Source organism: Spirosoma fluminis (assembly GCF_054778895.1).
The window spans coordinates 152,015-170,112 of sequence record NZ_BAAGZD010000044.1 but is presented as its reverse complement, the minus strand read 5'-3'; the positions used below and the strand labels follow the sequence as shown (position 1 = coordinate 170,112).

16 protein-coding genes are annotated in these 18,098 nt (G+C 53.6%); 13 read left to right on the top strand and 3 right to left on the bottom strand.

Translation table 11 applies throughout. The features are described from left to right. Positions 1 to 6: 6 nt before the first annotated feature. Together ACYVBJ_RS27065 and ACYVBJ_RS27060 are read right to left on the bottom strand one after the other, a co-directional pair. Complete coding sequence (locus ACYVBJ_RS27065; protein WP_460985414.1) at positions 7 to 4,074, bottom strand: CheR family methyltransferase; 4,068 nt, start codon at positions 4,072 to 4,074, stop codon at positions 7 to 9. 49 nt (positions 4,075 to 4,123) lie between these two features. Next, positions 4,124 to 5,176 (bottom strand): chemotaxis protein CheB, encoded by a 1,053-nt coding sequence (locus ACYVBJ_RS27060; protein WP_460985413.1) that lies wholly within the window; start codon positions 5,174 to 5,176, stop codon positions 4,124 to 4,126. A gap of 569 nt (positions 5,177 to 5,745) precedes the next feature. Here ACYVBJ_RS27060 and ACYVBJ_RS27055 point away from each other — a divergent pair. The 3 genes from ACYVBJ_RS27055 (at position 5,746) to ACYVBJ_RS27045 (ending at position 10,428) form a co-directional block, all read left to right on the top strand. Then, complete coding sequence (locus ACYVBJ_RS27055; protein WP_460985412.1) at positions 5,746 to 8,232, top strand: PAS domain S-box protein; 2,487 nt, start codon at positions 5,746 to 5,748, stop codon at positions 8,230 to 8,232. 200 nt (positions 8,233 to 8,432) lie between these two features. Then, the gene (locus ACYVBJ_RS27050; protein ID WP_460985411.1) at positions 8,433 to 8,720 is read left to right on the top strand and encodes a hypothetical protein; all 288 of its coding nucleotides are present in this window, start codon (positions 8,433 to 8,435) and stop codon (positions 8,718 to 8,720) included. 463 nt (positions 8,721 to 9,183) lie between these two features. Next, complete coding sequence (locus ACYVBJ_RS27045; RefSeq protein ID WP_460985410.1) at positions 9,184 to 10,428, top strand: OmpA family protein; 1,245 nt, start codon at positions 9,184 to 9,186, stop codon at positions 10,426 to 10,428. A 66-nt stretch (positions 10,429 to 10,494) separates the two neighbouring features. Here the strand turns inward: ACYVBJ_RS27045 and ACYVBJ_RS27040 are convergent, their stop codons facing one another. Next, on the bottom strand, positions 10,495 to 10,710 hold the full coding sequence (locus tag ACYVBJ_RS27040; protein WP_460985409.1) for a hypothetical protein: 216 nt from the start codon (positions 10,708 to 10,710) through the stop codon (positions 10,495 to 10,497). Between the two features lie 292 nt (positions 10,711 to 11,002). Between ACYVBJ_RS27040 and ACYVBJ_RS27035 the strand changes: the two genes are divergently transcribed. The 10 genes from ACYVBJ_RS27035 to ACYVBJ_RS26990 all read left to right on the top strand — a co-directional run bounded on the left by ACYVBJ_RS27035 (position 11,003) and on the right by ACYVBJ_RS26990 (position 18,090). Next, complete coding sequence (locus ACYVBJ_RS27035) at positions 11,003 to 12,046, top strand: hypothetical protein (RefSeq protein WP_460985408.1); 1,044 nt, start codon at positions 11,003 to 11,005, stop codon at positions 12,044 to 12,046. A gap of 237 nt (positions 12,047 to 12,283) precedes the next feature. Beyond that, positions 12,284 to 12,754: a YsnF/AvaK domain-containing protein gene (locus tag ACYVBJ_RS27030; protein WP_460985407.1), complete on the top strand. Its 471-nt coding sequence runs from the start codon at positions 12,284 to 12,286 to the stop codon at positions 12,752 to 12,754. A gap of 40 nt (positions 12,755 to 12,794) precedes the next feature. After that, positions 12,795 to 13,658, top strand: coding sequence for a YsnF/AvaK domain-containing protein (locus ACYVBJ_RS27025; protein ID WP_460985406.1), 864 nt, complete (start codon positions 12,795 to 12,797; stop codon positions 13,656 to 13,658). Between the two features lie 140 nt (positions 13,659 to 13,798). Continuing rightward, complete coding sequence (locus tag ACYVBJ_RS27020; protein ID WP_460985405.1) at positions 13,799 to 14,332, top strand: hypothetical protein; 534 nt, start codon at positions 13,799 to 13,801, stop codon at positions 14,330 to 14,332. Then, entirely contained in the window at positions 14,325 to 15,287 is a 963-nt protein-coding gene (locus ACYVBJ_RS27015) for a sterol desaturase family protein (RefSeq protein ID WP_460985404.1), read from the top strand. Before ACYVBJ_RS27020 ends, ACYVBJ_RS27015 begins: the two co-directional genes overlap by 8 nt. Positions 15,288 to 15,313: 26 nt before the next feature. Continuing rightward, positions 15,314 to 15,577, top strand: coding sequence for a hypothetical protein (locus tag ACYVBJ_RS27010; protein ID WP_460985403.1), 264 nt, complete (start codon positions 15,314 to 15,316; stop codon positions 15,575 to 15,577). A 45-nt stretch (positions 15,578 to 15,622) separates the two neighbouring features. Continuing rightward, positions 15,623 to 16,180: a DUF4136 domain-containing protein gene (locus ACYVBJ_RS27005; RefSeq protein ID WP_460985402.1), complete on the top strand. Its 558-nt coding sequence runs from the start codon at positions 15,623 to 15,625 to the stop codon at positions 16,178 to 16,180. 166 nt (positions 16,181 to 16,346) lie between these two features. Further along, on the top strand, positions 16,347 to 16,907 hold the full coding sequence (locus ACYVBJ_RS27000; protein ID WP_460985401.1) for a hypothetical protein: 561 nt from the start codon (positions 16,347 to 16,349) through the stop codon (positions 16,905 to 16,907). Positions 16,908 to 16,942: 35 nt separating this feature from the next. Further along, on the top strand, positions 16,943 to 17,923 hold the full coding sequence (locus tag ACYVBJ_RS26995) for a mechanosensitive ion channel family protein (RefSeq protein WP_460985400.1): 981 nt from the start codon (positions 16,943 to 16,945) through the stop codon (positions 17,921 to 17,923). After that, positions 17,920 to 18,090 carry a hypothetical protein gene (locus tag ACYVBJ_RS26990; RefSeq protein ID WP_460985399.1) on the top strand — a complete coding sequence of 57 codons (171 nt, stop codon included), beginning with the start codon at positions 17,920 to 17,922 and terminating at the stop codon, positions 18,088 to 18,090. The genes ACYVBJ_RS26995 and ACYVBJ_RS26990 overlap by 4 nt, the downstream gene beginning before the upstream one ends. The last annotated feature ends 8 nt before the right edge of the window (positions 18,091 to 18,098 follow it).

Genomic DNA, 18,098 nt, shown 5'->3' with positions numbered 1-18,098 from the left:
CAAGGGTTAGGAGGCAGGACGGGGTTTCGGCGGAATGATCGACGCCAGCAACTGGAATAATGACTCCAGCTCGACGGGTTTGACCAGGTGCCCATCGAAACCTGCTTCCTGACTCAGCCGTTTGTCGTCGGCCTGCCCGTAGCCTGTCAGGGCGATCAGGATCAGGCTGCGGCCCCAGTCCTGTTGCCGGATCAGCCGGGCCGTTTCATAGCCATTCAGACCGGGCATTCCGATGTCGAGCAGTATAATCTCCGGCTGACCCTGCCCGGCAGCCGTTATCGCCTGCTCACCGCTGTAGCCTACAGCAACGGTATAACCGCTTAATTCCAGTAGCATGGCGAACGAATCGGCCGCGTCCTGATTATCATCCACGACCAGGATGCGTTGTTTCGGCGTGGCCGATTCGGCAGGAATCGGTTTGGTATCCGTGTGCCCGTTGATGTCTGCTAGAACAGGTAGGTAAACCACGAACTCGCTCCCTTGTCCCAGCCCAGGGCTCCGGGCTTCCACCCGCCCCCCGTGCAGCTCAACCAGTCGTTTGACCAGCGTCAGGCCCAGGCCCAACCCGCCCTGCGAACGGGCGGGGGAATTATCGACCTGGGCAAACAAGTCGAAAATACGCTCCAACTGATCATCGGCCAGGCCGATACCGTTGTCGCTAACCCGCAGGCGGGCCATTACGTCCGCCCCCTGACTCACCTGGTCTAACCGGATCCAGACGTGGCCACCATCGGGAGTATAGCGGGCACCGTTGGTCAGCAGATTAGTGATAACCTGCGTCAGCCGGGTTGCATCGCCCTGTACGTAGATTGGCTCATTCGATGCGGAAACCGACAATTCGGTTCGGCGCTGCTCAAAAAGAGGCTGCACGGCCGCTGAGGCTTCCTGTAGCAGCGTATTCAGATCGAGCGGTTCCAGCCGTAAGGTAATCTTCCCCCGGTTAATCCGGCTCACGTCCAGTAAGTCATCGACCAGCCGAACCAGATGATCGACCTGGCGATTCATCAGGACGAGGGCCGCGCTCATGGTCTTGTTCTGGCCGGCGCTCAGGCCCAGTGTTTGCAGGGTGTTGCGGACGGGGGCCAGCGGATTGCGCAGTTCGTGGGCCAGCATGGCCAAAAACTCGTCTTTCCGCTGATCCGACTCCCGCAGGATTTCTTCGGCGGCCTTGCGCTGCGTGATGTCGCGGGCTACACTCGACACGCCGATGACCTGCCCCTGAAGATCTTTCACCGGCGAGAGCACCACTTCCAGTATTAGTTCCTGCCCATCCTTCGTGATGCGAACGGTTTCGTGCGTTTCAACTCGCTGGGACTGTTTGATTTTTTCAGCCAGATTCAGGACCTCAATCAAGTCCTGGGGCAACGTGAGCATCCCGAGCGACTGCCCGATGGCTTCGGCGGCCGAATAGCCATACAGGGCTTCAGAGGCTTTGTTCCAACTGGTGATAACACCCTCAAAATTGAGCGTGATGACCGAATCCTGCGATGATTCGATGATGGAAGCCAGAAAATAGCTGGCTTCTTCAGCGGCCTTGCGCGGGGTGATGTCGACGAAGGTCAGGACAATGCCATTGATGCGGTCGTCGGTCGTTCGGTAAGGCAGCACGCGCATCAGATACACACGCCTGTTGGTGGTTCTCACTTCCCGCTCCACGGGCTGGAGGGTCGCCAGTACCCGTTCCATATCCGCTGGCAGGTAGGTATAGGCTAACCGGTGGGTAATGTCGGTCAGCGGTCTCCCGAAATCCGTGGGGATCAAATTGAAAATCTCCCGCGTGGCTGGCGTAAACAGATTCACCCGTAAACTGCGGTCCAGAAACAGGGTGGCCATGTCGGTCGAGTTAATCAGGTTCTGCAGGTTGTCGCCCACCAGTGAAATTTCTTCCACTTTTATTTTCAGTTCCTGGTTAACCGTCGTCAACTCTTCATTAATCGACTGAAGCTCTTCCTTACTGGTTTCCAGCTCTTCGGCCGACGAACGCAGTTCCTCGTTGATGGCCTGTAGTTCTTCGTTGGTCGCTTTGAGTTCTTCAGCCTGTAGTTCGTGGTGCTCATTGGCCGACCGTAACTGCGCTTTGGCCCGAATCAATTCTTCTTCCAGGTGATGGGCAACGGGTTCAACTGAGGTCAGCACCCGGTCTGGTTCGACATCCTCCTCGGGCGTAGGTTCAAAAAGGACCAGCATGAACCCCCGGGCCGAATCGCCCTCACCCGTGACCGGACGCACGTGGAGGGTCAGCGTCTGGATCTGGTCGTCCAGGCGCAGTTTGAGCTGACGCACCGCGACATTCATTTGCTGCTGGCTGGCCTGGTAGAACGCCGTGCGCAGTTCCAGCCGCAATTCGGGCCGGATGAGCTTCAACAGATTTTTGGACGGTTCGCCCCCGCTAATCTGGAGGTAGCGTCCCGCCCGTTCCGATACGTGCAGGATGTCGTATTCGTCATTCACAATAATGGATGGGGGAGCATACTGTTCCAGCAACCGCTGGTGCAACTCCCCGTAACTCAGCCGTACGTTCGGGCGCTCATCTATCCTAGGGACCGGTTCGGGTGCGGATTCTCGCTGGGAGGCCAGCAACGTACTCGATTCGGGTACGGGAAAGGTGCGCGTCGGTACGGAGCGACTCTGGAACAGGTGCTGTTCCCGATTCACCGGAGCAAACAGGTCGCTGGTGCCGTCAGTGGTTTCAGACAAACCCAGCAATAGGTAACCGCCGGGATTCAGGGCGAAGTGGATGATTTCCAGCACTCGCTGCTGCGCGGTCTGATTCAGGTAGATGAGCAGGTTGCGGCAGCTTACCAGGTTCAGCCGGGAAAAAGGCGGGTCTTTAAGCACATTGTGGTAAGCGAACAGGACCATCTCCCGAATCTCCCGCCGGATGCGGTATTGCTCGCCTTCGGGGGTGAAAAAGCGACGCAGCCGCTCGGGCGATACGTCGGCGGCATCGTTGAGGGTATACAGCCCTTCGCGGGCGATAGCAATGGCGGCCTGATCGATGTCGGTGGCGAAGATCTGCACGCGGGGTGCGTCCAGAACATCCATCGTGCGTTCAGCGCACAGCATGGCCAGCGAGTAAGCTTCTTCGCCCGTGGCGCACCCGGCCACCCAGATGCGCAAAGTGTTATCTCCCCTTTTTTCGTGGGTCAGCAGTGGGATCACCTGCTGCTCCAGGGTGGTAAAGACGGGTTTATCACGAAAAAAGTTGGTAACCGAGATCAGCAGATCGTTGAGCAGCGACTGGGTTTCTTCGGGATGCTCCCGCAGAAAGGCTACGTACTCGGGCAATCCCGGCAGGTTACGGACGTTGATCCTACGCTCCAGCCGACGCAGCAGTGTAGGACGCTTGTAATTGGAAAAGTCGTGGCCGGTACGTTGGCGGAGTTGGGCGAACACCTCGCGCAGGGCCTGCTGCTGATTTTCCACATCCGACCGGGGCTCCAGGCTGATGACGACGGTATCCCGATTTTTGGCGTAAGCCAGCAGCTTTGCCGGAATCTGGGCAACGGGCAGAATGTCATCCACCAGCCCGGTGGCGATGGCCTGGCGCGGCATTTCGTTGAAGGCAGCCTCGCGGGGGCTCTGCACAAAAGCCGCCCCGCCCTCTTCCTTGATCCGCTTGAGGCCCATGGAGCCATTGGCGCCCGTTCCCGACAGGATCACCGCGACGGCCAGGGCGCCGTGGGACTCGGCCAGGGTGCGAAAGAAAATGTCCACGGGAGCCCGCCGGTCTTCGATCCGCGCATTCGGTAAGACGAGGATGTCCCCATCGGCCATTTGCAGGTGCTTATCGGGGGGAACTACGTACACGTGATTGGCGACGACCGGTACCCGTTCCTCCACCTTGATGACCGGAATGCTGGCCACACTCTGCAGAATCTGAGTAAGCTGGCTATCATAATCGGGAGAGAGGTGTAGAATAACGACGTAGGCCAGGCCTGAATGGGCGGTGACCTGCTCAAAAAACCGGGTCAGCGCTTCGACCCCACCCGCTGAGCAGCCAATGCCAACGATCATGGTCTGAGCCGGAACGGTCTTGTCGGTTTTTTTTGACGCTGTTTTTTTCTTACTCACTGGATTCTGTTAGGCTGCTTATGGGTGGTGTATTGGGAGTACATAGCTCCTAAAGCCGATCATTGTCGGCTGTATCGGTTTCGGGTTGAGGAAGACTTTCAAGACTCAAGGGCTCCTGCACGCGAATGGCCTGCCGAATGAGTTCTCCGCGCTGGAGGGCCTCCTGGGCTTTCTGAAAATAAAGACCAGCCTGTTTGGGCTGATTGGCCTCGGCCAGTTGATCGCCCAATCGGTTAAGTAAAATTACACTTTCGTCTACTGCCCGAATAGCGCCGTAAAGGCTATCCTCGATCTGCTCCGTGATGGCGGCCAGCAGCGTATCGGCCGAGTAGGCATGACCGGTATGGCAGCGGAAGCGTGCCAGCGGACCCTCCTTAATTTGCGTGAGTACGCCGTGGCACTCCGGGCACGCATAGCGACTGGGTTGACCGTACTCGAATACGTTCATTCCCAGGGCCGTCTCGTCGGCTGCGATGCGAATTTCCATGTTCGTTTTTTTATTCTCTTCCATAGAAACCAGCGGGGGTTCTGAAACGTCTTCTCCAACTAATTGAACCAATTGCGTCGCTAACTGGGCTACGGGAAGAACATAATCGACGGCTACCTGGCGGATGGCATTCTCGGGCATGGCGGCAACGAGGGCTTCCTGGGGGTCCTGGACCAGCGCCAGCCCACCCCGGTGTTTGATGGCCCAAAGGCCTGCCGTTCCGTCGTCGAGTGCCCCCGATAAGAGCATACCCATGACCCGGTTGCCATACGCATAGGCGGCTGACCGAAACAGCGGATCAATAGCGGGTCGAAAGCGGTTTTCCTTGGGCCCGTGGGTGACGCGGACGTGGCCGTATTCGATCAGTAGATGATGATCGGGTGGCGCTACGTAAATGCGGCCCATCTGAATGGGCTCGTTGTCGTAGGCATGGGCAACGGGAATGGTGGTAAACCGGCTCAGAAGCTGGGGTAATACGCCACGAACGGTGGGCGCCATGTGCCAGACGATAAAAATGGACGCGTCCAGATCTGGGGGTAGGCCGACCATGAGCTGTTGGAAGGCCTCGATGCCACCAGCCGATGCACCTACCACAATAATATTTCGTTTTTCCATCCGATGCGTGTAGGTTGGTAACCCGGCCAATGTAATCGATTAAAGCGGATTCCAATCCCTTCTTAATCCATATACCCGATCCGAAGCGTTTTTTCGCTCACGAATATACTGAAAGCGTATAGGAACGATTGGCTTCGGCGAATAGTGAAGGGGGCTTCTCCCAAGTTAATTCGCACTTCGGCTTATTCGGCAGGCAAGCCAATTTATCAAAAAAAATTGAGCCATCAGGAAACTACTGTTACGTTGGCCATCTATCAGTTGTGTACCTATCAACCGTCATTTTAGGTACTGACGGGCATCATAGTTTTTCGCGGACCGGCAAGTCTACTTTTACGCTCGCTTTCGAATTTGTAAAGGTTTAGCCTGGTCTTTATATTCCGGGCTACACAATTCTTTCTCGTCAATCCTTCCAGGCCGTTCCATCCGTTCGGTTTCGGAACTTTGTTCTTCCCACTCCCCAGGTCATTGCCTATCCGTATAGGAATTGCGCTACGGGTTCCGTCGGTCTTCTGCTAAACTTGTACGACATAAATTCGTTAACCTGTTACTTACGCGCTAATCCTCACACTATGACCGGCGATCCGACGCCTTTCAATCCAGACGACACGACTGCCGAAAACAAACGTCTGGCCTTTGCCCTGCAGGCGGCTGGAGTTGGTACCTGGGATTTAGATATCATGAATCAGCAGGTCTGGTGGGACGACTGTTGCAAACGCTTATATGGATTTGATCAGGCGGATGTGGTTCCTTATCAGCAGGTGCTTCACTACATGCACCCTCATGACCAGGTGCGGGTAAACGAAGCAATTCAGTGGGCGCTCAATCCAGAATCGGACGGACAGTATGATATCCACTTTCGCATTCATCAGGTCGATAATGGCCTGCTGCGCTGGCTACACTGCCAGGGTAAAGCCTATTTTAATGCCGATCGCATTGCCTATCGCTTTTCGGGTATTGCTCAGGATGCGACCCAGCAGAAACTGGCTGAATCGGCGCGGCAACTGGTGGGGCAACGCTTTCAGGCCGCTTTCGAAAAAGCGGCTCTGGGTATCGTCATTACTACTCCAGACGGTCAGATACTGCTGGTTAATGAAGCGTATAGTCAATTGACGGGATACCCCGTTGAAGAGCTATATCGGCGAAGCTATAAACAATTCACCCATCCTGACGACCTGCCCCTTAATGAACGCCTGATTGATCAGTTGGGCCGGGGCGAAATTCCGTATATTGACCTAGAAAAGCGCTATATCCGTAAAGATGGGTCGATCTGCTGGGTGCGGGTCAATATCTCTCAACTGGTCAACCAGGAGCACCAGATTGATGGCCTGATTGCCATATTTCAGGATATTAATGCTGAGGTAGCCACCCGGCAGCAGGCCGTCCGGAGCGAGCAGCAATTACGGGCCATGATCAACGAACAGGAGGTGGTCCAGCAACAATTGACGGAAAGTGAAACCCGCTTCCGCTCCCTGGTTGAGGAGTCTCCGGTAGCCATGCTGGTTTGCATAGGCCCTGACATGCTGCTGACACAGGCCAATGAAAAAATGCTGGCCCTTTTTGGCCGTGACCAGACTATTATTGGCCGGCCCATCATGGAAGCCATTCCTGAACTGCTCGCTACTCCGCTGCTGGGGCAATACCGGCACGTAGTAGCCACCGGCGAAACGCACACCGAATTGGGCGCTCAGATACTTCTTATGAAAGAGGGTCAACCCTACATCGGCTACTATGATTACATTTACAAGGCCCTGCGGGACAGGAGCGGAGCCATAGAGGGAGTTATTTGCACCGCCGTCGAGGTAACGGAGCAGGTTATGGCCCATCAACGCATTGAAGAAAGCGAAGCGACCCTCCTTAATGCCATTGAGCTGGCCGAATTGGGAACCTGGAAAATAAACGTTGCCACGGGTGAAATAATCTACTCCGAACAACTGCAAACCTGGCTGGGCGTTACCGGTGCCGTGCTGGGTGGACAGGCTTCGCCCCGGGTTCATCCCAAAGACCGTCAGCGCATCAGTCTGGCCATTGAAAAGGCATTGGAGAAAGGCGGCACGGGGCGATATGACGAGACCTACATCATCACAAATGCGGTTACCGGGCAGGAGCGGGTTATTCATGCCAACGGCCAGACCTTATTTGATGCCGGGGGGAATCCCTTGTTCCTGGCGGGTACGGCTCAGGATGTAACCCTCCAGCTTGAACTCCAGCTGGCGCTGAAACAGCAGGTGCAGCAGCGCACGGAAGAACTGACCACCAGCAACAACGAGCTGGAGGCAGCGAATCAGGAGTACGCTGAGTTGACAACTAAATTGCAGGAAGCGAACGGATTGCTGCGTCGCTCCAACGACAATCTGCAACAGTTTGCCTACGTAGCCAGCCACGATTTGCAGGAGCCCCTGCGTAAGATTCAACAGTTCGGTGACCTCCTGAAAACGCGCTATACTAGCTCCACAGGCGACGAAGGGGTCTATCTGGAGCGCATGCAGTCGGCGGCCAGCCGGATGTCAACGCTTATTAAAGACCTACTGGATTACTCCCGCATTTCGACCCAGCGCGATACGAGTGCACCCGTTTCGCTTCAGACGATCGTGGAAAACGTGCTTACTACGTTAGAGTTTACGATTCGGGAAACCGGCGCCCGCATACAGGTTGGGGCTCTCCCCACCTTGTCCGGGGATGCCTCCCAATTAGGTCAGCTATTTCAGAACCTGCTGAGTAACGCGCTGAAATTTCGTCGGGCCAACACGGTGCCCAGCATTCTTATCCAGGCTCATCGCGTGGACGCAGGGGACTTACCCGCTTCGGTGCAATTAAGTCGAGTGGTTCCCCACTATTACCACATCCAAGTAGCCGACAACGGGGTTGGCTTTGATGAAAAATACCTGGATCGAATCTTTCAGGTCTTTCAACGGCTGCACGTTAAGAGCGAATTTATCGGAACGGGCATCGGTCTGGCCATCTGCGAAAAAGTGGTGACCAACCACGGCGGAGCCATTACGGCCAGCAGCCAGCCGGATCAGGGAGCGACCTTCGACGTGTACCTGCCGACTGAATGATTGATTCAGTAAATGGTGCTGCACGCCTTACTGGACACGCGTAAACTCACTACGCTAAAGTGCTGCTAAGACCGGTAGTAAGTTACGGGACAATATGACTACCATCATGTTTCTGGCTGATGGTGGTTGGTAGCTGTCGAATCGAAGTCATAGGTCAGGGGATGTACGGTTGATAGCTTTGCTATATATGGTCAACTGCTATGAAATTCAATATCCTGCCCTCTCCTTCCAAACAGTCCCTGAGCAACTTTACAGACTTTTACGATACGTATGCTCCGACTCTTTGGGGACTTATTTTGCTCGCTAATCTGCCTCCATCTGAGTCAGAAGCCATTTTAGCAAATACCCTTCTCAAGGCCTGGAATCAGGTTACTGAACCTGATTCCATCGACAATCTTTGTTTGTCGAATATCCTGCGCATAGCCTATATCGAAGGCTTGCCCATAAGTCCAGCCATGGCAACGGCTATCCGGTCGGGCACCGGTTGATTGACCCGGCTAATCTACTGGTCCGCTATCCTAAAATCGAACCATTCCAACTGCCGATCCAAAAGGCATTTAACGGTAACTGACTCAGGAGTCATTTCGGGAAATTCCAGCGCAGAAGGTCCCATTAAAGGTATCACTCACACGGATTCTCTACTGGCCTCTGGGTTGTCTTCGGCGAACGGACAAACCTACCAGACCGGCTTGATTTTATTGATACCCCTGATCATCAATTCCAATGACCCATAATAGTCAGGATACTGTCAGTACCCCAACTATATATCAGTTGTTCAACTGTGAACCATCAGGTCTGGTTATGATGGTCATCATAGTTGGCAGGAGGTTGTCAAGCCTACTTTTGCTTGCTACAACTGCTCCGATCAGTCATGGTCAACCATGGCGCTATGCAGTTGCTGAATCGGTTCGTAATACGCCGGATCAAAAGCTCAACACCCTATAAATACGTATGGCAACGACAACCCCACTGGACCATCTGCGGTCTGTTTTTACCCCATCAGCCGTCAATGAGCTGGCCCAAAGCCTGAATGAGACCAAGGCAAACACCCAGAAAGCAATCGATGGATTGCTGCCCACCGTTACGGCGGGAGTCATGAATCGGGTGTCGGACAAGGATGGCGCCAGGAACCTGTACCATCTCCTGAAAAACACACCCTTCGCCACCGAGTCAAACCTGGGTCAACTGGTGGACACCAATAGCGAACGGCAGAAAGCTGCCGAATCAGGAAACGGACTGCTCAAAAAACTGTATGATCAGCGCGTTCATCAGGTCGCTCAGGAAACCAGCAAGTACAGCGGAATCGGCCTGGGATCGGCTACTACCTTAACCGGGCTGGTGGCATCAGTCCTGATGGGGTTTCTGCATAAACAGGTTACGAGCAACGATATGACCGAGGCCCAGTTGGCCGCTATGCTCCATGGCGGGGCCGAGGCCACCCGGTCGGGCATACCAGCCGTGTTTGCCGTTCCGCTGGCCTGGTTCATTGGTACACCGTATCCGGCCGCCACGCCGGTGGTTCCGGTCCGGGAGGAGGCAGCACCGGCTGGGGGGCTGCTGTGGTGGCAGTGGCTGCTGATCGCCCTGGGGTTGCTTCTGCTGATTTTGTTGTTGCTACGTTCCTGTAACTCCGATAACACCACGGCTGAACAGGCAACCGGGTCAGGTATGGCCGCAGCAACCGACACCGTGGCCAGCGATATGGATGGGAATGGATCGGATTCGCTAACGGCTGCTGCACCTAAAGTGCGCGTGGCGGTCGATGCCCCCGGAGGGCGTAAACTTATCCTGACCGATAGAGCCTTTACGTATCAGCTGGCCCGCTACTTAGCCAGCGAAGGTAGTCGACCTGATAAATCATTTCTCTTCGATGAACTCCGGTTCGAGACAAACACCGCCCGGCTTACCCCCGATGCCCAGGCTGAAGTCAATGATCTGGCGCAGATTATGAAGACCTACCCGAAACTGCACATCCGCATTGTGGGCTATACCGATAGCGTCGGTCCTGAATCAATTAATAAGCCTCTTTCGGCCGCCCGAGCCAATTTTGTCAAAGCCGCTTTGGTCAAGAATGGCATCAGCGCCGACCGGATTACCACCAGCAAAGAAGGCGAAGACGAACCGATTGCGACCAATCAGACCGCTAAGGGACGGCAACGAAACCGGCGCGTCGAGATCGTTGTGACCCAGTTGTAAAAAACGCCGTTCCGGTTCTGGGGAGAACCGGAACGGTAATACTATCTACAAAGGCTCTCTGGAACCTCAGCGACCATACGCTCCATGTCCTCTATCTGAATCAACGTAATCCTTTAAACCAGGGAAGCGCCGGACGTTCAGCGGCAACGGGCTGTTTCGCTGGCGAAGATCATCATTGATAAACTCGCCGATGCCGCCCGGTAACGAAGTCACTATGACGTAACCGGTATAAAAACAGGTGCTGAGTTGACATCCATCATAGCGTACTGTGACAATGCTCATAGGGTGTCTTTACCGAGAGGAGTACTTTTGCCACCGCACCGTAGCAAAAGGGAATTGTACCCAGCGGCATTCTGTATCACCCATTCACAGGAACCACCCACACGTTCCTGACCACCAGTCACTAGCGGGTTCTCTACCTTAAACGAGTTTACGCATAACCGCACCGGGTGCGGTTATATCCATGCTTTCTGCTTTGCTCAATACGTAATGAAGGATTAATTGTTGCGTAAAGGCCAATGGCAGAATGGTCTGATTTTTCTGCTTTACTCAACTGATAAATACGTAATACGTTATGGAAACAACAATCCTGTACCAGGATAGCCCGAGTCGGCCGGGTTTGATGAAACGAATTTCCTGGAGTGCCGTCTTTGCCGGGGTGCTGGTCGCCATTGTCACCCAGATACTCCTGACCCTGCTGGGTCTAGGCATCGGTCTGGGCACGATTGATCCAGTGGAAGAAAATAATCCCATGAATGGGTTGGGCATCGGAAGTGCCATCTGGTATATTGTCAGCAGCCTGCTTTCGCTGTTTATCGGCGGCTGGGTAGCGGGTCGATTGACCAGTGCCCCCCGCCCTTTCGATGGCATGATTCATGGCGTGCTGACCTGGTGTCTGGTGACGCTGCTGACCATTTATTTTCTGACCACCACGCTGGGCAGCATTATTGGCGGAGTCGGGCGATTGGTGGGCGGCATCGTCAGGAAGGCCGGTTCGGGGATTGCCGCTGTTGCTCCCGGTATCGGGAATGCCGTTCAGGACCAGCTTCAGGCGAACGGGATCAACCTGGGCAACATGAACCTGACCGATTTGAAGAATGAAGTCAATACCATGCTGCGTCAGACGGGCGATCCGGCCTTGAATCCCAATACGCTGGAACGCAAAGCCAATCAGGCCGCTGATCGGGCCAGTAATGCCGCCGACCAGGCCGCAGAGAATCCGCAGGCGGCCGACGACATAGCCGGCAACTTTTTCAGTCGGCTATTCAAACAGGGACAGGCTACGGTTAACCAGGTTGATCGGGAGGATGCTGTTAATGTGGTGATGAAGCGAACGGGCAAGAGCCGGGCCGAATCGGAACGAATCGTCGACAACTGGATCAATACGTATCAGCAGGCAGCCGCCCAATTCGGGCAGACCACTAAAGAGGCCGAAGTGAAGGCTCGTCACATAGCTGATGATGCCGCTTCTGCTGCGTCAAAGGCGGCCATCTACGGCTTTTTCGGGCTGTTGATTGGCGTCGTAGCCTCAGGATTCGGTGCCAAACTCGGTACCGATTCGAAAGATAACTATACCCCACACGACCGTCCGATTCAGGAGACGCAGCCGGTGCGGTAGTAGAAGATTAACTGGAAGGGTTGTTTTGTTTCGTTTCCTCACACGTACTGGGGAACCGTAGTGATTGAAAATCGAAAAAGGGCCGAGCGCTTGCCCAACCCCTTTTTTTATTCTCACTACCCCTTTTCGTGATACGTTTCCCGCCCAGAAACAAGTCACAGTTCAGTTTATCGACTATTGGGTAAAGCCCTCAATTCAATTCAGTCGACCCCGGAGCAGTCCGTTACCGATCCCGTTATGATCCCTCAGAAACCAACCAGTGAATGGGTTGACGAAACGTCGAACTCCGCCGAACCGGACTCTCCGCCCCAAAGCAGCGATGATACGTCTCTAACCATACCGCTGATTAACGAACAGCTCCAGGTGAGCAAGCAGCTTATCGAAACGGGGCGCATCAGGCTTACCAAAACGGTTCATCAGCACGAGCAGGACGTTCAGATTCCCCTGCTTCAGGAGGACGTAGTGATTGAACGGGTAGTCATGGATCAATTCGTAGACGACGTACCGGTGGTCCGGCAGGAAGGGGATACGATGATTTATCCCGTCCTGAAAGAAGAGTTTGTCATTCTGAAGCGACTGCGGCTGGTGGAAGAAATCCGGGTGACCCGGCGGCAGTTTCAGACAACCGATACGCAAACGGTCTCGCTCCGACAGGAAGAAATAACCATTGATCGGATCGCTCCGAACCCCGAACTAAGTTCGGAATAAGTTACTCCAACTAATTTCTTACCAATAAACAATTCTGATTATGGCACTTACAGTTATTGGCGTTTTCGACAACGCTTCCGAAGCCCGGCAGGCCGTTGACAAGTTGGTTGATGGAGGCATCATGCGTCAGAACATTGATCTTTCCCTCGCGTCAGATCCGGCGGCAGAGTACGGTACTAGCGCATCTAATCAATACGCGACTACCAGCACGACCCGTACTGACGACGATGACACCGGCAGTAGCATCGGCAATTTCTTTAGATCGCTCTTCGGCGATGATGACGACGATACTGACCGGTACACGAAGGCTACCGAAAGAGGGTCGCTGGTCACGGTTCATGTCCAGACGGAAGACGAAGCCGAAAAGGCGGCTGATATTCTGGACGAGGCCGGTGCGGTCGACGTTAACGAACGGACGCCGGTATACGACAGTCTGACCAGCCAACCCAGCGCATCGATGGGCGCGGCCTTCACGGACACGGACCAGACAAACGGGGATCAAACCATCAATGTCATTGAAGAAAATCTGGAGATAGGCAAACGTACCGTTGAAACGGGTGGCGTCCGGCTTCGCAGCCGGATTATTGCCAAACCTGTTGAAGAAAGTATCCGCCTGCGCGAAGAGCGGGTTAGCGTACAGCGCAATCCGGTAAACCGCCCGGCGACGGATGCCGACCTGAATGCCTTCCAGGAAGGGCATATTGAGGTGGCCGAACACAAGGAAGTGCCGGTGGTATCGAAAACGGCAACGGTCGTTGAGGAGATCTCGGTGGGTAAGGACGTGACCGAGCGCGACGAAGTGATCCGGGATACGGTCCGGAAAACAGAGGTCGATGTTGACGACATGACCGATTCCAAAAAGCCCCGGAGCGACGGCGATGAGGTAACCTATTCAACGAAATAATCACCGGGATTTCAATAATTGGAGCGGCTGGAAATGGTCGTTCCAATTATTGTGTCTCATTCAGCCGAAGTATTGCCTTTGACAAAGTTTCAAACTTTATCAAAGGTTATAAGAACCACATTAGTATCAATTTAACATAAATGATTACGAAAACACAAACGCTACGGTCCCTGCTGGCGACCTCATTCATGGCTTTATCGCTGACTGGTTTTCAGGCCTGCAACAGTGGTTCTGAGAAGTCACGCACCGGAGATGCCCTTGAAAACACAGGGGATGCCATCGAGGCAGACACCAGGGAAACAACCGACCAGATGGCTACGGATTTCCAGACGGAGCGGGCTAAAGCCGTCGCCAACCTGGAACAGGAGCGGGATGAACTCGATCAGAAAATTGACGAACTACAACAGAAGATGGACCGCAACAGCAATAAAGCAGATAATACGATGAACCGGCAGGTAAATAAATTAAAAACAGAACGCCAGGATTTAGGCAACGATATTGACAAGGCGAAAAATGCTACAGAAGATGCCTGGCAGGACGTACCCTCGACCGGTCGTTCGATAAGGCGGGTGACAAACTGGATAACAATTAAAACCCATTACCGTCAGGTCGTCCTGCCAATTCAAATCCTGACGAAACGAATGAACAACGATAACTTTTCTTTCTATGCCTGAAGCCTTATTTGGTGCGCCGGTTATTCCGTTGGAACACTTATGGACCGTCGAACAAGCTGCTCCGAACCTGATCATCTGGGCCGCGCCGATTATGTTTTTCCTGACGGGAGTAGAAATCCTGATTACCCATATTCAGGAGAAGCCGTATTATAACAAACAGGAAACGATTGGGTCAACCCTGGTCGGCTTAGGCTCCGTCGTGATTGGCACCAGCCTGAAATTTGCCCTGCTGTACGGGGTCGTCTGGATTTATAATCTGCTCCCCTGGCGCATGGCACTTGCCTGGTGGACGTTCATTCCCTGTTACGTTATTTTTGACTTTTTTAGTTACTGGGCGCACCGCATTGCACACGAACGCCGGTTCTGGTGGACAACCCATGTGGTTCACCATTCGAGTGAGCACTACAACCTGACGGTCTCTTTCCGGCTGAGCTGGATTCAGAATTTAAAGGTTATTTTTTTTCTGCCCGTGGCGCTGTTCGGTTTTCACCCCGTGGTTTTCTTTACCGTGAGCCAGATCGCGGTTCTGTTTCAGTTCTGGGTGCATACCGAATACATCCGCCAGTTGCCCCGGTGGGTCGAGTTTATTTTCGCGACGCCGTCGAACCACCGGGTTCACCACGGATCGCAGGAAAAGTACATCGATAAGAACTACGGCGCTACGTTCATCATCTGGGACCGCCTTCTGGGAACGTATCAGCCGGAAGAAGAAGCGCCCGTCTACGGCATTACGACAAACATCGGCAACAAAGCCAACCCGATTCACATCAATTTTCACGAGTTCATCGACATGGTGAACGACGTAAAGAAGGCCCGTGGGCTTCGCCAGAAGCTATTTTACTTCTACGGCAGTCCCATTGCCGTGGCCCTGAAAAAGCAGGAACTGGCCCAACAGCCCGACGATTCGATGGACGAGCGTATAGAACAGCCGATGGAAACTGTAGACCAGTCTTAATTTACTTTTTACCAATTAACAACACGATGGAAAGCCAAGACCGAGAAGACATCATCCGGGCCAAACAGGCCATTTCGCCCAACGGGCTGGAAAACCAGTCGGCCGAAGGGCACAGTGACGTGGGTAGCGAACAACCCGTCAGCGATTTGCCCGACGAGAAACTGCCCAATGACGATTTGAGAAACAAGTACACGGACGGCCCCGACGAGCCGGGCGAAAACGTGCGGGTGATGAATCCCAATCGCAACCCGAACGACAAGCCAAACATCGATAAACCAGCCTATGATTAGGTCGGTGGAACGCTACAAACAAACTCAATTTAACACTCAACAACGATGAAAAATGTAATCATTGCCGCCGGTTTAGTGCTGATGGCCAGCCTGACCCAAGCCCAGGACGTAACGGTTGAGGCCGACAAAAAGCTGAATACCGATTTCAGTAAATACAAAACCTACACCTGGGCCTCGCAGGTTGACAACAAGCTCGATCCGGGCTTTTATTTTCTGAACGACCTGGAACTGAAGGAGCGCATTCGAAGCGCAGTCAGTTCAGAACTGGCCGGACGAGGCTATAAATTCACCCGCCAGTCGCCTGATCTGCTGATTAATTTCCGGGTCTTCGAAAAGCCGACTACCATTAGAGGATATACCGGATACGGCACTACGTACTTTGGCCAGAATGAAGTCCGTGACCCCGAAGACGCCACGACGTATGACGTAAAGGCCGGGTCGGTTATTGTGAATATGATTGACATGAAAACCGGGCAGTCCGTCTGGCGTGGCCTTGCGTCAGGCATAACCAATGGCAATGGCTTTGACCGTGACCAGAATAAAATCAAGCAGGCGGTTAACCTGATTTTTGAAAAATACGGGTACAGGGCGGATAAGTTTTAACGAGTAGCAAGCGCATAAACCAATGATTTTCCTAATCAGGTGAATCGTTTGTTTATGCGCGACTTCCCCTGTTGACATTCCGGTTGATTGGGCCCTAACTCAACAACCGGTAGGTCAACAAAATGATGAATAGTTAACAGCATTTCCATTCTAATCCTTTTTTCTAATGGCTGCCGACCAGCGAATCCGGCACGTAACGACGAAGCCCAGCCCAAATCTACTGTACATACTCTACGGCGTCATTGCCCTGCTGGTTTTGGGCGTAGGCTATTTATTCTATAAGAATGCAACCCTGTCGAAAGAGTTCGAGCGGGAACGCAGCGATATGCGGGAAACCGTACGGAAAAATCAACTCGCCAATGACCGGCAACAGATCCAGTTTGGCATGAAAACCTTCGTCTGGGCGGTTCGTAATGCGTTGCTGCAGAACAAAGCCGGTGAAATCAACGAGTACTTCAATACCCTGGTCAAAGACCGGGGCATCCGGGAAATGCTGCTGGTTGACCCAGCCGGACAAGTGACGATTTCGACCAACAAGAAAAATCAGGGCATTCCCTTTGCCAGCCGATTCCCCTCCTATCTGCTCGGGCAAGACGATGTTTATTTTAAGGATAGTGGGCCCTATGAATTGTCCGCACCGCTTACCTCACCGAATAAGCGGCTCGGTACGCTGGTCATGTTTTATAAGCCTGCCCCTATCCTGCCGGACTCGCTCAGCAGCCAATAAGATAAGCGCTTAATCCAGTTTTTCTGCTCAACGTCATGCTTTCACTATGGAGTTTTTTCCAGCCGCCCCGGGTCAATGAACCACCCTTTACGGTCAATGATGCCCTGATTTTATTCTGGCATACCGTTCGCGATTTTATGAAAGGAATCGTTGAACGACTGCCTTATCTCATCGTTGGCGCGGTCGTTTTTTTACTGTTCTGGCTGCTGGGAAAAGGCGTTAAGAAAGTCATCAATAAAGTGGCCGTCCAGAGTCACTCGATTGATGATACCCTGGCCAGTCTGGTAAGCCGCCTTGTCAGTATGCTCATTACCATCATTGGCTTTCTGGCGACCTGTGTCGTTATTTTTCCGTCGTTCAAACCCGGCGATATCATTGCAGGCCTGGGTGTTACGTCGGTGGCTATTGGTTTTGCCTTTAAAGATATTCTCCAGAATTTCTTCGCCGGTATCCTGATTCTGTGGCGTCGGCCGTTCAAAGTCGGCGACCAGATAAAAGTTAAAGAGTACGAAGGAACCGTCGAGGAAATCAACATGCGCTCGACGCGGCTCAAAACGTACGATGGCGAGCGGGCCATTCTGCCCAATGGCGACGTGTATACCAGTTCAATTCTCGTCCGAACGGCATACAATAAACGTCGGCTTAAATTTGTGGTTGGTATTGGCTACCCGGATTCCGTTGAAGAAGCCCGACGCGTCATACATGGTGTACTGGACGGCATCAAAGGTGTCCTGAAAGACCCCGGTCCCTGGGTGTACGTCACGGAACTGGCCGGTTCATCGGTGAACCTGACGGTTTTTTTCTGGGTCGAATCCCAGCAGGCCAACGCGCTGAAAGTAAGCGACCAGGTGGTGACGGGCATCAAACTGGCCCTCGACAAAGCCAGTATCGATATGCCGTTTCCGCACACGGTTGTCTTGCTGGAAAAGCAACCCGACGCCGATGGTCCGGCCATTGTATCGCGGCCACCGGCTAAAGCGAAAGCCGCTCCCACGTTAAATGGTCAGAACGCATGACCGACGTAGCAGCAACCTTGCACGACTGGGTTTTTAAAGGCTGGGAAAGCATCGGGCGCGTGGTGTTCGTGGGGACACTAGCCTACATTGGCCTACTGATTTTTCTGCGTATTTCGGGAAAACGTACTCTTTCAAAAATGAATGCCCGCGTCGGCGGTCCGATTTGACCTGGTGA